The organism is Streptomyces sp. NPDC058371, assembly GCF_042723265.1.
In the GTDB taxonomy this organism is placed as follows: Bacteria; Actinomycetota; Actinomycetes; order Streptomycetales; family Streptomycetaceae; genus Streptomyces.
On sequence record NZ_JBHXJC010000011.1, the window covers coordinates 38867 to 55235 of the forward strand.

At 70.0% G+C, this 16369-nt stretch carries 10 protein-coding genes; 9 read left to right on the forward strand and 1 reads right to left on the reverse strand.

Annotation, left to right across the window (positions count from 1 at the left end; translation table 11 throughout):
- Positions 1-11: 11 nt before the first annotated feature.
- Entirely contained in the window at positions 12-1739 is a 1728-nt protein-coding gene (locus tag ACFWM2_RS27755; protein ID WP_383285492.1) for a glycosyl hydrolase family 28-related protein, read from the reverse strand.
- A gap of 698 nt (positions 1740-2437) precedes the next feature.
- Between ACFWM2_RS27755 and ACFWM2_RS27760 the strand changes: the two genes are divergently transcribed.
- From ACFWM2_RS27760 to ACFWM2_RS27800, 9 genes are all read left to right on the forward strand, one after another.
- Positions 2438-2572 carry a hypothetical protein gene (locus ACFWM2_RS27760; RefSeq protein ID WP_383285495.1) on the forward strand — a complete coding sequence of 45 codons (135 nt, stop codon included), beginning with the start codon at positions 2438-2440 and terminating at the stop codon, positions 2570-2572.
- Positions 2557-3654, forward strand: a complete 1098-nt coding sequence (locus tag ACFWM2_RS27765) for a Gfo/Idh/MocA family protein (protein ID WP_383285498.1) — start codon at positions 2557-2559, stop codon at positions 3652-3654. Before ACFWM2_RS27760 ends, ACFWM2_RS27765 begins: the two co-directional genes overlap by 16 nt.
- A gap of 86 nt (positions 3655-3740) precedes the next feature.
- The gene (locus ACFWM2_RS27770; RefSeq protein ID WP_383285501.1) at positions 3741-6767 is read left to right on the forward strand and encodes an alpha-mannosidase; all 3027 of its coding nucleotides are present in this window, start codon (positions 3741-3743) and stop codon (positions 6765-6767) included.
- Between the two features lie 177 nt (positions 6768-6944).
- A complete protein-coding gene (locus tag ACFWM2_RS27775; RefSeq protein ID WP_383285504.1) occupies positions 6945-7214 on the forward strand; it encodes a hypothetical protein in 270 nt (89 codons plus the stop codon).
- Positions 7215-7526: 312 nt separating this feature from the next.
- Positions 7527-8504 (forward strand): ABC transporter permease, encoded by a 978-nt coding sequence (locus ACFWM2_RS27780; RefSeq protein ID WP_383285507.1) that lies wholly within the window; start codon positions 7527-7529, stop codon positions 8502-8504.
- The gene (locus ACFWM2_RS27785) at positions 8501-9442 is read left to right on the forward strand and encodes a carbohydrate ABC transporter permease (protein WP_383285510.1); all 942 of its coding nucleotides are present in this window, start codon (positions 8501-8503) and stop codon (positions 9440-9442) included. The genes ACFWM2_RS27780 and ACFWM2_RS27785 overlap by 4 nt, the downstream gene beginning before the upstream one ends.
- Before the next feature lie 8 nt (positions 9443-9450).
- Entirely contained in the window at positions 9451-11118 is a 1668-nt protein-coding gene (locus ACFWM2_RS27790; protein ID WP_383285513.1) for an ABC transporter substrate-binding protein, read from the forward strand.
- Positions 11115-13166, forward strand: a complete 2052-nt coding sequence (locus ACFWM2_RS27795) for a DUF2264 domain-containing protein (RefSeq protein ID WP_383285516.1) — start codon at positions 11115-11117, stop codon at positions 13164-13166. Before ACFWM2_RS27790 ends, ACFWM2_RS27795 begins: the two co-directional genes overlap by 4 nt.
- The gene (locus ACFWM2_RS27800) at positions 13159-16260 is read left to right on the forward strand and encodes an alpha-mannosidase (protein ID WP_383285519.1); all 3102 of its coding nucleotides are present in this window, start codon (positions 13159-13161) and stop codon (positions 16258-16260) included. Before ACFWM2_RS27795 ends, ACFWM2_RS27800 begins: the two co-directional genes overlap by 8 nt.
- The last annotated feature ends 109 nt before the right edge of the window (positions 16261-16369 follow it).

Genomic DNA, 16369 nt, shown 5'->3' on the forward strand with positions numbered 1-16369 from the left:
GCTCCGCGCGCTCAGCCGGTGATCTTGAACGTGGCCGGTGAGTCGTTCTGGGTCGCGACTTGGCCCGGGAACAGATTCGTGACCGTGTTGCCCGTGAAGGTCCCTGTGCCGGTGACTCCCGAGGGGATCCAGATGCCCTGCTTGGCCGGCCGGTCGATCGTGTTGTTCTTCAGCGTCGCGTTGACGCGCGTTTTGTCGATGTAGATGCCCGAACGGAGAGCACCTCGCAGGACGTTGTCGGTCATGGTGACGTTCGAGTACGCGGTCGGGAACAGCGAGGTGCTGGACGGAGAACTGATCCGCGCACCGTGCCGGGTGCCGTTCCAGCCTCCGCCGCCGTTCAGGACGTTTCCGCTGACCGTGACGGACGTCAGGGGGTTCCCCGTGTCGCCGAACACGCCGAGGTCCAGTGCGCTGTTCGACGACACGCTGTTCACCAGGTTGTTCTTCACCTCGATGTTCTGCCCGCCGGCCACCCGGATGCCGTTGGCCCACCAGGGTGCGATCGCGGTGTTGTTCAGGATCTTTGTACCGTTGACCTGCGGGTTCGTGCCGCCGGCGCCGGCGTCGGAGTACGTCGCGAAGGAATCGTCACCGGTGTTCCGGGCGAAGTTGTTCTGCACCGTGATGTTCTTGCCGAGCTTGTCCGGATTCGGCGTGTTGCCGTTGTTGACGTTGAAACCGTCACCGTAGGTGTCCGCTGTCCGGCTGTTGCGCACGATGCCGTTGGTGCCGGACAGCCAGTTGGCGTCGACGTGTCGCGTCCAGATCCGGTCGACCAGCCAGCCACCGGCGCCGCTGGCGTTGATTCCGTAGTCCGAACCGCCGTTGCCGCCGACACCGCGCCAGGTGGCGTTGGCGTCGATCTGGAGATCCGTCAGTGTGGTGCCCGAGCCCACCAGGATCTGCGAACGCCATCCGGCGGGGGTCGGCAGAGGAACCTTGCGATAGATGGTGGTGTGCCACATGCCGGCGCCCTGCACCTTCACGCCGGTGAAGTTCAACGTCGTGGACGTCAGGCTGTTCGTCAGGTACTTGCCCGGCGGGATCCACACGGACTTTCCCTGTGTCTTGGCGGCGTTCACCGTGTTCTGGATCGCGACCGTCGAATCCTTCACGAAGCTGGGATCCGCTCCGTAGCTGACGACGGAGAGCGAGTTGGCCGGCTGGGCCAGGGCGCCCCCGACGTTCTCCAGATCGACGGAATCGATGTCGTAGACGGCTGCCGTGTTGGCAGCGTCCTTCTGGAGTTTGATCGTGCTGCCCGCCGCGATGGGAGCACCCGTGACCCAGACGGGGAATTCGTTGTAGAAGCGGTAGGGCGACCCGCCGGCCTTGGGGTCGTCCGGATTGGTGGTCGCATCGCGGTAGTTCCACGCCTGCTTGGAGCTGAGCGAGATCGCCTGGCGGTACACGCCGTTCACGTACAGGTTCAGCGACGCGGTGATGCCGCCACCTGCCGCCGCGTCCGGAATCGAGGCGCGGACCACGAGGGTATTGGCGCTCTTGCCCGTGTTGTTCGACATCGACACCGAAGAGCCGGTGGCCTTCAGCTCGACCAGGGAGTAGCCCGAGGCTTCGGTCTCCAGCGAGGCCGCGGTCGGTGCAGCCGCTCCCGGGGTGAGGGAGCGGAGGGCGGCGCCGCCGCCACGCGTCCCGGTTTCGGCTTCGACCGTGGTGAAGGGTGTGGTGGCACCAGCCGCTGCGGCAACCGCCTCGGCATCGGTCCCCGAAGTCACTTCCGCGTGACCTTTGGTGCCCGGAAGAGCGAACAGAGTGCCGGCGACAAGCATGGCGATGCCAGGAAGCCATATGGAGGCTCGTCGGACTTTTCTGTGCATGTTTCACCTCGTGGTGGGGTCAGCGACAGGGCGGGATCAGCGCGCCGCGAGCAAGAGGACTCATCTGCCGGAGGTCTGACACGTTGTCGATGAAGGTGCTCGAAGTCGTTGTGCCGCGCCAAGTCCTGCGATGTGCGGGCATGTTGGGGTATGCCGAGCAGCTGGTTCAGGGGTGGGGGGAGAGCAGGTGCGACGGGCGGCGCGGCCGCGCCGTCATGTAAATCCATCAAGTTGCTTTAGTCAATGTGTCTGACGGTTCGAATGCGGGGCGCAGCAGGGAGCGGGTCTTGGGGTTCGCTACGAACGGGACGGTTCACCGGCCGATGTCCCTTTCCGGGTGCGGACTGACGTGGAGCTGCGGGACAGGGGTCGCGGTGGGGCCCGGTGGTAGGGCTCGGGGGAGGGTCGACGGCCTCGCTTCAGAGTTCATCCAACGTATTGACAAACTCCGGCGCCGGTTCATAAGTTCGGATGGCCACCTGTGCGACATCGTCCGAGCAGCGGTAATTCCAGGGTCGGCCGACCTGTTGGCCGACACCACTCACCCCGAACCGCCACGCGCTGCCGCGCGGCGTCGATGGGAGCGTGCAATCACCTTGACCACTGGTATCCCGCGGGCGCTCGTCGTCCGCGGAGGTCGGGACGGGCATCAGCCCGCGGCGATCAGCGACTTCGACGTGCCGGAGGTCCGCACGTCGACCGAAAGGGGACTGCTGTGGGCGAGCCGCTGAAGCCTTTGAACATCGGCATCGTGGGCGCGGGAAAGATCAGCGGTGCCTACCTCTCGACCCTGGCGCGTCTGACGTCCGTGCGGTTGACCGCGGTCACCGACCTCGACCTGAGCCGCGCGCGGTCCGTCGCGGCGCAGGCCGGGGCGGAGGTGGCCGTGGCGCCGTCCGCGGCCGCCCTGGTGACCAGGGACGACGTGGACGTCGTCCTCAACCTGACGATCCCGGCCGCGCACGCGGAGGTCGCCCTGGCGGCGCTCGCCGCGGGCAAGCACGTGTACGGCGAGAAGCCCCTCGCGGCCAACCGCAAGGAGGCCGAAGCCGTACTGGCGGCGGCGCACGAGGCGGGGCTGCGGGTCGGCTGCGCACCCGACACCGTCCTCGGCACCGGAACCCAGACCGCGCGCAAGGCGGTCGACGACGGTCTGATCGGCACCCCGGTCGCGGCCACCGCCTTCATGACCAGCGCGGGCCACGAGAAGTGGCACCCGGATCCGGAGTTCTACTACCGGCCGGGCGGCGGCCCGTTGCTCGACATGGGGCCCTACTACCTCTCGGCCCTGGTCCATCTGCTGGGCCCGGTGGTCCGGGTGACCGGAGCGTCCTCCCGGCCGCGTGCGCAGCGGACGATCGGCAGCGGCGCCCGCGCGGGGCACACCTTCCCGGTGGAGGTGGACACCCACATCACCGGGATCCTGGAGCACGCGGGCGGAGCTCTGTCCACCCTGGTCATGAGCTTCGACATCCGCGCCGCGCGGCTGCCGCGCATCGAGGTGCACGGCACCTCCGCCTCGCTGTCCGTGCCCGACCCGAACGGCTTCGACGGTCCCGTCGAGATCCACCGCGGTGACGGCTGGGAAACCCTGCCGGTGTCGGCCGGCTGTCCGGACGCGGGGCGCGGCGCAGGCCTCGCCGATCTGGCCGAGGCCCTGTCGGCGGGGCGTCCGCACCGTGCGTCGGCCGAACTCGCCGCGCACGTCCTGGACATCATGCTCACCCTCATGGACGCGGCGGACCAGGGCCGCGCGCTCCCGGTGACCACCATCTGCGAGCGACCCGACCCGGTCTCCGGCGCCGACCGCTGACCGACCCCGTCCGACATCCCCGCCGATCCTCCACCCGAGCATGCTCTCGGGAACGCGCATGCTCGCGGGAACAGGAGAAGTACCTCATGCACGACGACCGGAACCTGGTCGAAGCCCGCCTGGAGCGGGTCCTCAGGGAACGCATCCGCCCGTCCGTCCACCCCGAGTCGACACCGCTGTCCGTGGAGATCTGGTCCACCCCGGGCGAACCCGTCCCCGTGGCCGAGGGACTGGCAGCGCCGACCCGCCCCATCGCCCCCGGGACTCCGTGGGGCACGCCGTGGGGGACCAGCTGGTTCAAGGTCACGGGCACGGTTCCGGCCGAGTGGTCGGGCCGTACCGTCGAGGCCGTACTCGACCTCGGCTTCACCCCGCGCACCCCGGGCTTCCAGTGCGAGGGCCTCGTCCACCGACCCGACGGCACCCCGGTCAAGGGACTCCACCCGCGCAACGCGTACGTCCGTGTCGGGTCGCCGGTGGCCGGCGGGGAGCAGGTGCACTGGCGCATCGAGGCCGCCTCCAACCCCGATCTCGACGCGAGCGGAGTGCCGTTCCAGCCGACCCCGATGGGCGACAGGGCGACCGCCGGCGACGCGCCCCAATACGTGCTGGGACAGATGCGGTTGGCCGTCTTCGACGAGACGGTGTGGAACCTCGCCATGGACCTGGAAGTGCTCGGCGAGCTGATGCCCGAACTGCCCCTGGACGGCAGTCGCCGCTGGGAGATCCTGCGTGCGGTCGGCCGGGCGCTGGACGCACTGGACCTCCAGGACGTGAACGGCACGGCACAGGCCGCACGGGACGCACTGGCCGGCGTGCTCGCCACACCCGCCGCCTCCGCCGCGCACCGCATCAGCGCCGTCGGCCACGCCCACATCGACTCGGCGTGGCTGTGGCCGCTGCGCGAGACGGTCCGCAAGGTCGCCCGGACCGCGTCGAACATGACGGCCCTGCTGGAGGAGGAGCCCGACTTCGTCTTCGCCATGTCGCAGGCCCAGCAGTACGCGTGGCTCAAGGAGCACCGGCCCGAGGTGTACGCCCGGGTCAAGAAGGCGGTCGCGGACGGCAGGTTCGTACCCGTGGGCGGGATGTGGGTGGAGTCCGACACCAACATGCCGGGCTCGGAGGCGATGGCCCGTCAGTTCGTGTTCGGCAAGCGGTTCTTCCTGGAAGAGTTCGGCATCGAGAGCGACGAGGCCTGGCTGCCCGACACCTTCGGCTTCGCCGCCGGGCTGCCGCAGATCATCAGGGCGGCCGGAGCCAAACGGCTGCTCACCCAGAAGATCTCGTGGAGCCGGACCAACAAGTTCCCGCACCACACGTTCAACTGGGAGGGCATCGACGGCACCCGCGTCTTCACCCACTTCCCGCCCGTCGACTCGTACAACTGCGAAATGACGGGGCATCAGATTGCGCACGCGGCACGGAACTTCAAGGAGAAGGGCGTCGCAACCCGATCCCTCGTGCCGACCGGCTACGGCGACGGCGGGGGCGGTACCACGCGCGAGATGGTCGCCAAAGCGGCCCGGATGCGCAGTCTGGAGGGTGCGCCGACCGTCGCGTGGGAGGCCCCGGCCGACTTCTTCGCCAAGGCCGAGGCCGAATACCCCGACCCGCCCGTGTGGGTCGGCGAGCTCTACCTCGAACTGCACCGCGCCACGCTCACCAGCCAGGCGGGGACCAAGCGCGGCAACCGGCGCAGCGAGTCCCTGCTGACGGAGGCCGAGCTCTGGGCCGCCACGGCGGCGGTGCGCACCGGCGCCTCCTACCCCTACGAGGAGCTCGACCGGATCTGGAAGACGGTGCTGCTGCACCAGTTCCACGACATCCTGCCCGGCTCCTCCATCGCCTGGGTGCACCGCGAGGCACGCGAGACCTACGCACGGCTGGCCGAAGAACTGGAGGCCATCATCGCGGGTGCGCAGCGTGTCCTGGCGGGGGAGGGGACGCGGGAACTGGTCTTCAACTCGGCCCCGCACGCCCGCGGTGGCATCCCGGCCGGCGGTGCCTCGGCCGAGGCCGCTCGGGGCGGCGGGGTGGTTCCCGTCCCGCGCGAAGGCGGCGGGTACGTCCTGGACAACGGCCTGCTGCGGGTCGAGATCGACGGACGAGGCCTGGTGGTCTCCGCGTACGACATCGCCGCGGGCCGGGAGGCGATCGCGCCGGGGCAGGCAGCCAACCTCCTCCAGCTCCACCCCGACTTCCCCAACCAGTGGGACGCGTGGGACGTCGACGCCTTCTACCGGAACGTGCGCACCGACCTCACCGACGTCGCCGAACTGGCTGTCGAGGGGCCTTCGGTGCGGGTTGAGCGGACGTTCGGCAGCTCCCGGGTCAGCCAGCTTCTGTCACTGCCGACGGACGCCAAGCGGCTCGACATCGACACCGAGGTGGACTGGCACGAGCGGGAGCGCTTCCTGAAGCTGGCCTTCCCGCTGGACGTGAAGGCCGACCGGTACGCCGCCGAGACGCAGTTCGGGCATGCGTACCGGCCCACTCACCAGAACACGAGCTGGGAGTGGGCCAAGTTCGAGGCGTGCAACCACCGCTTCGTGCACGTCGACGAGCCGGGCTGGGGCGTCGCGGTCGTCAACGACGCGACCTACGGTCATGACGTGACCCGCTCGGTACGGACCGGTCCCGACGCCGGCACGACGACCACCGTACGGGCGTCGCTGCTGCGCGCGCCCCGCTACCCGGATCCGGAGACCGACCAGGGTGTCCACCGGTTCCGGCACGCGCTGGTGCCGGGCGCGACGATCGGCGACGCGGTCCGCGAGGGTCACCGGGCGAACCTGCCCGAGCGCCGGGTCGACGGGGCCGCAGGCGAGGTGGCGCCGCTGGTGACCGTGGACAACGACGCCGTCGTGGTGAGCGCGGTCAAGCTGGCCGACGATCGCAGCGGCGACCTGGTGGTGCGCGTCTACGAGGCGCACGGCGGACGCGCCCGCGCCACGGTCCGCGCCGACGGATTCGCCGCCGGGCGGGCCGTCCTGACGGATCTGCTGGAGCGCCCGTCGCCGGGCGTCGAGCGGCCCGGGGAGGTGGACGCTGGTGTCGCGCTGACCCTGCGGCCCTTCCAGATGGTGACTCTGCGCCTGCCGCGAGCCTGAGGTCACGTCATGTCACGACGTGAACGACGCGACGTGACGTGCGCGGTCGGTGCCGGGCTCCGCGCGCATGCCGGATCTTGGTCAGCGGCTGGGGCTGCCCGCGCGGCACGGCCGACGTCCTGGCGCGCGCACCCCGCCTGCGCACCGTGATGCACTGCCGGCAGCGGCAAGTCGCTGATGAGCGAAGCGGCGTGGGAACGCGGCATCCTCGTGTCGTCGGCGGCCGATGCCCATGCCGGCCCCGTCGTCTCCTACTCGCCGGCCCTCATCACGCTCGCCGCGCGGCGCACCCTGACCCTGGCGGCCGGCTATGCGACGGTCGGCCGACGTGCCACGGCCGTTCGGGCGCCGACGGCAACACGGTGGGCATCGCGGGCGCCCCGGGTGTCGGTCGCGGTGCGCCGGCCGGACTGCGCCGGTCCGACGCGGGCCACCGACTGCTGCTGAGCGACCCGTACGTGACCGACGAGGAGGCGCGCCGACTGGCGCGGAACGGGTGCAACTCGCCGAACTGTGCCGTCGATCGGCGGTGGTGAGCGTCCATGCGCCGCTTCTGCCGGAGACGACCGGCCCCACTCGCCGGTCCGCACAAGCGCTTGCTGTCGGCCGAGGCGGACCCCGGCCGCACAGGAAAGCCGCCGCATGAATTTACGTGTCGGAAGCATTGACGTTAGCCAATCGATTGGATTTACATACTCGTGCCGGTGCCCGGGGGGATGGCCGGACAACGCCCGTCTCACGGCGAAAGGGCTTCTCGTCATGACAACGCTGCAACATCCGGCCGCCCGACCGGCCGAGGAGGGTGGGGCACCGGACAAGGGCCGTCTGCGGCGACTGCGTCCGCGCCGCCGTCGGGACATGGCTCTCTTCTGGTTCCTGATACCCGGCCTCGTGGTGCTGCTGCTGTTCCAGTACGTCCCGCTGCTCGGCAACGTCATCGCGTTCCAGGACTACCAGCCCTACATCGGCATCATGCACAGCCCGTGGAGCGGGCTCGACAACTTCGACGTCATCTTCAACGGAGACCAGCAGTTCCTGCACGCACTGGTCAACACCCTCGAACTGACCCTGATCCAGGTCGTGTTCGTCTTCCCGGCGCCGATCCTCCTCGCACTCGCCCTCAACAGCCTGGTCAGCGAACACGTCAAGAAGTGGGTACAGAACGTGCTGTACCTGCCGCACTTCCTGTCCTGGGTGGTGGTCGTCTCCCTGTTCCAGCAGCTGTTGGGCGGCAGCGGCATGGTCAACCTGTTCCTGCAGGCCCACGACATGGGCACCTGGAACATCATCGGCAACCCCGAGCTGTTCAAGTCCTTGCTGACCTCGCAGGTCATCTGGAAGGACACCGGCTGGGGCACGATCCTCTTCCTCGCCGCCCTCTCCCGCGTCGACAACAACCTCTACGAGGCCGCCGCCATGGACGGCGCCAGCCGCCTGCGGCAGACCTGGCACGTGACCCTGCCGGCGCTGCGCGGACTGGTGATCCTGCTGCTGATCCTCCGGCTCGGTGACGCGCTGTCCGTCGGCTTCGAGCAGATCCTGCTCCAGCAGACCGGCGTCGGCCTGGACAACAGCGAGGTGCTGGACACCTACGTCTACAACCACGGCCTGATCGCCGGGGACTGGGGCGTCAGCGCCGCCGTCGGTCTCGTCAAGGGCCTGGTCGGTGTGGTGCTCGTACTGGGCGCCAACAAGATCGCCCATCTCTTCGGGGAAGAAGGTGTCTACCGGTCATGACAACGCTCTCGCCGGCCCGTCCCGGGCGCCGCGCACCGCGCCGCGCCTACAGCGCCGTCCCCGGGGAGACCCCGGGCTCGCTGCCCTGGCGCTCCGTCAAGTCGCTGATCCTGCTGATCTGCGTGACCCTGGTCGTGCTGCCGTTCGTGGCGATCCTCTCGACCTCGCTCGCCGACTCCGCCGAGGTCACCAAGGCGGGCGGCTACGTCCTGTGGCCCGACCACCCCACCTTCACCGCGTACCAGGCACTGCTCAACGGCGGGATCGTCTCCAAGGCCATGCTCGTCAGCGTCGGGATCACCGTCGTCGGCACCGCCCTCAGCCTGGTCTCGTCCATCATGCTGGCTTACGGCCTCAGCCGGCCCGGGTCCTTCGGGCACAAGCCCGTACTGCTCCTGCTGCTGATGTCCATGCTGTTCGTGCCGGGTGTCATCCCCAGCTATCTGATGGTCAAGCAGCTGGGTCTGATCAACAGTTACTGGTCGTTGATCCTGCCCACCATGATCAACGCGTTCAACGTGATCGTGCTGCGTTCCTTCTTCATGAGCGTGCCCAAGGAGCTCATCGACGCGGCCCGCATCGACGGCGCGTCCGAGCCGAACATCCTCATGAGGATCGTGCTTCCGCTGTCCAGGGCCTCGGTCGCCGTCATCGGCCTGTTCTACGCGGTGACGTACTGGAACGCGTTCTTCAACGCCCTGCTGTACATCAACGACGCGTCGAAGTGGCCCATGCAGCTGGTGCTGCGGACCTACGTCGTCAACAACGCGCAGCTCGGCGGCGGTCAGGTGGATGTCGCGGCCGGGGCGCCGCTGCCGCCGGCCCAGTCGCTGCAGGCGGCGATCCTGGTTCTGTCGATCGTGCCCATCGTGGTCATCTACCCCTTCCTCCAACGGCACATGAACAAGGGCGTCATGATCGGGGCGGTGAAGGGATGAGCAGCCCTATGAAGCCACTGCAGCCACTGCAGCCACTGCAGCCACTGCCACGCCCAGCACTGAGCCGTCGCGGCTTCCTCGCCTCCGCCGTCGGCGTCACGGCGGGCCTGACCCTGGCCGGCTGCGGGGACTACCGCCTTGCCACCGGGCGGGACGCCAACGCCCAGGCCCAGCTGCCCGCTTACATCCCTTACAAGGGCGTGACGACGTCGATGCCGGCCACCGCGGACGGTGTCGCGCCCGGCTATCTGAACTACCCGGCCGACCCCGTCAAGGCCTTCCCGGACGGCCCGCCCGCCAAGGGGCCCGGCATCGACATCATGACGCTGATATTCAACCCGGTGCCGCCGCCGGAGGGACGCAACGTCCTGTGGCAGAACCTGAACGACAGCGTGGGCTGCGACCTCAACTTCGCGATCACACCGGTCGGTGACTACCCGGCCAAGTTCGCCGTGACGATCGCGGGCGGCGATCTGCCCGACGCGATGCTGATGCTCAGGCCGGACCAGAATTCGGCGGCCACGCCGGACATGCTGGACACCCTTTTCGAGGACCTCACCCCGCATCTGTCCGGCGACAACATCCGGGACTACCCGTACCTGGCCAACATCCCCTCCGCCTCCTGGGCGCCCTGCGTGCGCAACGGCGGCATCTACGCGCTGCCCATGCCCCGCCCGCTCTCCGGCGGCCCCACCTACACCCGGCTCGACCTGATCAAGAAGCGGGGGCTCGACCCGAATCCGAGGAGCTGGGACGAGTTCGTCCAGCTGTGCAAGGACGTCACGGACCCGAAGGCCAACCAGTACGCCCTGGGCGACAGCGTCACCGCGTGGGAATTCGTCATGAAGATGCTGAAGGCCCCCAACAACTGGCGTGAGGAAAACGGCAGGTTCACCTGGTACTACGAGACCGAGGAGGCCAAGCAGTCCCTGGACGCGGTCAACCGGCTCACCAAGGCCGGCGTGATGCACCCGGACACGTACAGCGTGCTCGGCAAGGCGAAGGAGTGGTTCGGCAGCGGACAGACCGTCATGAACCCCGATGCCCCGGCCGCCTGGAACGACTACTACACCAACTTCGGCCCGGCCACGGAGGGTTTCGATCTCGGCTACATGATGGCGCCGGGCTTCGACGGCGGCGAGGGCGGCCAGTGGCAGGGCTCGGCGAACTACGCCACGCTCATCATCAAGAAGGCGTCCAAGTCCCGTATCCAGCAGATCCTGCGCGCGATGAACGCGCTCGCCGCCCCCTTCGGGACCGACGCCTACCTGCTGCGCAAGTACGGGGTCCAGGGCCCGGACCACACCCTGAAGGGCACCGACCCCGTCCTCACCCCGCAGGGCCAGGCCGAGGCCACGCTGCCGACCATCTTCGCGACGGACGCGCCGTTCACGCTGTACTACCCGGCCAAGCCGGACATCGTGCACGACCAGTACGCCTTCCAGAAGGAAGCCGTCAAGGTGCTGATCCCCAACCCCGCCGAGCCGCTGTACTCGCCGACCGACTCCAAGAAGTCCAAGCTGTTCGGCACCCTCCTGGACGACACCCGCAAAGGCATCATGCAGGGCCGCCTCCCGCTCAAGGAGTGGGACGACGCGATGAAGAACTGGCGCAAGGAAGCCGGCGACCAGATCCGCCGCGAGTTCGAACAGGCATGGGAGACCCGGAACTCATGACCCGCACCCCCGCCGAGGACCGTGCCCACTGGGAGCGGACCGCGGACCAACTGCTGCTCGCCGTACGGCCGTACGGCACCGACGGGCACGCCCTGATCAACCTGCCCGGCGTGCCCAGCAGCAGCGGCGCGCGCAGCGACGGACTGGAGGGCTTCGCCCGCACCTTCCTGCTGGCCGGCTTCCGGCTGGCGGGGGCGGGCGGGGCCGATCCGCACGACCTCGCCGGCTGGTACGCGGCGGGCCTGGCCGCCGGCACCGACCCGAAGAACCCGGACCGCTGGCCGACGTTCGCCGAATGCAACCAGGCCAAGGTCGAGGCCGCGTCCATCGCGCTCGCGCTGCACGAGACGCGGCCGTGGATCTGGGACCGTCTCGACGACAGGGCCAGACAGCACGTCCTCGACTGGCTCGCCCCGATGGTCGGCGACCCGATGCCCGGCAACAACTGGATCTGGTTCCAGGGCGTCACCGAGGCGTTCGCCCGCACCGCCGGAGGGGAGTGGCGCCAGCAGGACCTCGACCGCACCATCGCGCTCACCGACGGCTGGTACGCGGGCGACGGCTGGTACTCCGACGGGCTCACCGGCGGCGAGCACCGCAACTTCGACCACTACAACGGCTGGGCGATGCACCTGTACCCGTTGTGGTTCTGCCGGATCCTCGGCGACGCCGCACCCAGCGGGCTCCTCGACCGCTACCGGGCCCGGCTGCGCCGCTTCCTGGGGGACCAGCGGCTCCTGGTCGGGGCGAACGGCTCGCCGCTCGTCCAGGGCCGCTCGCTCACCTACCGGCACGCCGCGCTCGCCTCGCTGTGGACCGGCGCCCTGTTCGACGCCACACCCCTTTCGCCGGGGGAGACCCGGGCGATCGCGAGCCGGATGCTCGACCACTTCACCGGCCACGGGGCCACCGACGGAGCGGGCCTGCTCACCCTGGGCTGGCACCGGCCCTTCCGCGGCATCCTCCAGGTGTACTCGGGGCCCGCCTCGCCGTACTGGGCGAGCAAGGGCTTCATCGGTCTCGCCCTGCCGCCCGAACACCCGGTGTGGACCGAGGAGGAGACCCCCCTCGCCGTCGAACGGACCGACTTCACGCGCACCCTGGCCGCGCCCGGCTGGCTCGTCTCCGGCACCGTCGCCGACGGTGTCGTCCGCGTCGTCAACCACGGCGGGGACCACGCCGACCCGGCCCGCCCGCACGCGGACGACCCCTGCTACGCGCGCTTCGCCTACTCGACGCACACCGCTCCCGAGACCCCCGGCGACCCCACCTTCGACACCGGCGGCAGCGCGGACGCCGACCCGCTCGACAATGCGGTCGTCCTGCTCGACGCGGCGGGACGCGCCTCCCACCGGCGTCCGGCAACCCGGATCTCCGTGGACGGCGCCACGGCCGTCTCGCGCTCCCGAGCGCACTGGCCCCAGGACGCGACCTGGGACCCGTTCGGCGGCCCCGACACCCGGTACGCGCTCGGCCCCTGGATCACCGTCGGTTCCGCACTGCGCGGATCGATCGAGGTACGGGCCGTACGCGTCGACCCCGCCCTCGACCTCGCTGCCCCCGCACCTGCCCCCGCACCCGCCCCAGCTTCCGCTTCCGGCGACGACGCGGCAGGGGCCGGGACCGGATACGTCCTGCGGATCGGCGGCTGGGCTCTGGCCGTCGATCCGCGGTCCGCCCCCGCTCCCGGCCCGGTGGACGGCGACACCGCCCGGGTCGCGGGCGCCGACGGCCTGGTCTCCGTCATCGTCGGCGCGCACCAACTGCCCAGTGCCTCCTTGGTACTTGGAACCGACAGCAATGCCCTCGGTGCCGCATCCGCGACCCCCGTCGTGGAAACGGACGGCCCTGTCGCGCACGGCACCGCCCACGTCGCCCTGATCCACCTCGGCGGCACCGACCCCATCGCCCTGCCCCAGGTCACCACCCGCGCCCAGGGCGCCACCCTGCTCGCGGACGTGACCTGGCCCGACGGCGTACGGGACACGATCCGACTGCCCGCACCCGACTCCGCGTACGACCCGTGGAAGGACCAGCACCGTGCATGACGACCGCCGGATCATCGAGGCACGGATCCGCAAGCTGCTGGACCGGGTCGTCCGCCCCGCCCTCTACAGCGCCGTGCACCCTCTCACCCTGAGCGCCTGGCGCGTCGACGGCGAACCCGTTCCCGTGGCCGACGCTCTGCACGCCGACTACGAGCCGTTCACGCTCGGCTCCACCTGGGGCGGCCCCTGGGCGACGACCTGGCTACGGGCGAGCGCTGAGATCCCGGCGGAGTGGTCGGGGCGCCGCGTCGAGGCCGTCTTCGACCTCGGCTTCGACCTGACCAAGGGACCGGGCGGCCAGGCGGAGGGCCTGGTCCACGACGCCCAGGGCTCGCCGATGCAGGGCCTGCACCCGTACAGCCGCAGCGCGCTCCTCACCGACTCCGCCACCGGCGGCGACCGGGTCGACCTGCTGATCGAACTGGCCGCCAACCCGCCCATCGTCGCCAGCGCCGCCCTGCACATCCACCACGGCTCGCTGGAGACCGCGGGCACCGCGGACCTCTACCGGCTCGAACAGGCCGAGATCGCGGTGCGCGACGACGACGTATGGCACCTCATCCACGACATCGAGGTGCTCGACGAGTTGATGCACGAGCTTCCGCTGGGCTCCTCCCGACGCCACGAGATCCTCCATGCCCTGCGCCGAGCCGCCGCCGCCGTCGACCCGACCGACGTGGCGGCATCCGCGGCGGCGGCCCGGGACCGGCTGGCCGATGTGCTGTCCCGGCCCGCGCACGCCTCCGCGCACACGATCGCCGCGGTCGGCCACGCCCACATCGACTCGGCCTGGCTGTGGCCGGTGCGGGAGACCGTCCGCAAGTGCGCGCGCACCTTCACCAACATGACCACCCTGGCGCAGGAGTACCCCGAGCTCGTCTTCGCCTGCTCCTCGGCCCAGCAGTACGCGTGGATGAAGGAGCAGCGGCCGGAGATCTTCGCCCGTATGAAGAAGGCGGCGGCCGACGGGAACTGGGTGCCGGTCGGCGGCATGTGGGTCGAGGCCGACGGCAATCTCCCCGGCGGCGAGGCCCTGGCCCGCCAACTCGTGTACGGGCGGCGGTTCTTCGCCGAGGAGTTCGGCGTCGAGCAGCACGGCGTGTGGCTGCCCGACTCGTTCGGGTACACCGCCGCTTACCCCCAGCTCGCCAGGCTGGCCGGCGCCAAGTGGTTCCTCACCCAGAAGCTCTCGTGGAACGAGACGAACCGGCTGCCGCACCACACCTTCGACTGGGAAGGCATCGACGGAACACGGATCTTCACCCACTTCCCGCCCGTCGACAGCTACGTCGCGTCCCTCACCGCAGGTGAACTCGCCCACGCGGAAAGCAACTTCGCGGACAAGGGGGTGGCCACCCGCTCGCTGGCCCCGTTCGGCCACGGCGACGGCGGTGGCGGTCCCACCCGCTCGATGCTGGAGAAGGCGCGCCGCCTGCGCGACCTCGAAGGCTCGCCCAAGGTCGTGATCGAGTCGCCCGACACGTTCTTCGCGAAGGCCCGTGCCGAGTGTGACCAACTACCCGTTTGGCGCGGCGAGTTGTACCTGGAGAACCATCGCGGCACCTACACCAGCCAGGCCCGCACCAAGCGCGGCAACCGGCGCAGCGAGGCGCTGCTGCGCGAGGCCGAACTCTGGGCGGCCACCGCTGCCGTCCAGGCCGGCGCACCGTACCCGTACGAGCGGCTGGAATCGCTGTGGCGGCGAGTCCTGCTCAACCAGTTCCACGACATCCTGCCGGGCTCGTCCATCGCCTGGGTGCACCGGCAGGCCGAGCGCGAGTACGCGGAGATCCACGCCGAACTCGAAACGGTGATCGCCGACGCGGTCGGCCATCTCCCCGGACGTCCCGCGCTCCTCAACGCCGGACCGTGCGCACGCCGTGAGGTCGCCGTGCTCGACGACGCCGAATTCCCCGGTGGGCAGCGCCTGTCGGGCGGCCGTACCGCGGTCCTCGCCGAGGTCGCTCCCCTCGCCTCGGGCGGCACCGTGGACACGCCCCGGGCCGCTGTCACCGCCGATGCGAAGGACGGTGGGTTCGTCCTCGGCAACGGGGTACTGACGGTCGTCGTGGACCGGCGCGGGCTGCTCACCTCCGTGTACGACCACACCGCCGAGCGGGAGGCGATCGCTCCGGGCGCCGTCGGCAACCTCCTCCAACTCCATCCCGACGACCCCAATCTGTGGTCGGCGTGGAACCTCGACTCGTACTACCGCGACGTCGTGCGCGACCTGGACCGGGCCGAGTCGGTGACGCTCGTGGACGAAGGACCCCTGCTGGCGTCGGTGCGGGTCGAGCGAGCCCACGGATCCTCCCGGTTCGTCCAGTACGTCGAACTCGCCGCCGAGAGCCGGCAGGTGACCGTCCGCAACGACATCGACTGGCAGGAGCGCGACACCGTACTGAAGGCGGCCTGGCCGCTCGACGTGCACGCGGAACGGGAGAGCGCCGAGATCCAGTTCGGCCATGTGCAGCGGCCCACACACGAGAACACCAGTTGGGACGCGGCGCGCTTCGAACTGTGGGCGCACCGCTGGGTGCACGTGGGCGAGCGGCGCTGGGGCGCGGCCCTGCTCACCGACTCCACCTACGGTCACGACGTACGCCGCGACACGCGGGAGGACGGCGGCACCACCACGACGGTGCGGCTCTCCCTGCTCCGGGCGCCGCACAGCCCCGACCCGGAGGCCGACCGCGGCCGCCACAGCTTCGGCTACGCGCTGCTCGCCGGCGCCGGGATCGAGGAGGCCATCGCCGGGGGCTACGCGCTGAATCTGCCCCTGCGCCCCGCCCCGGCCACGGCTCGGGCCCTGGTCGCACTCGACACCACCGATGTGCTGGTCGAGTCGGTCAAGCTCTCGGACGACCGCAGCGGCGATGTCGTGGTCCGCCTGTACGAAGCGTGCGGGGGAGCGGCCTCGGCGCGGCTGTCGGCGGGGTTCGCGCTTGCCGCCGTATTCGACTGCGACCTGCTGGAGCAGCCGGAACGGGAGGTGACACTCGCGTCCGACGAGACGGCCGACCTCAGGCTCAGGCCCTTCCAGATCCGCACGCTGCGCCTGCGCCCGGCAGGCGAAAGGACAGAAAGCGTCTGATCCGTAGCGCCGCTGCCCGGAACGGGCAAGATCCACCCAGGGCTGCACAGCTGTGTCATAGGATTCTACTAATGGGATGCGTCGGAGGAGCGGATGCAGGGTGCCGCCG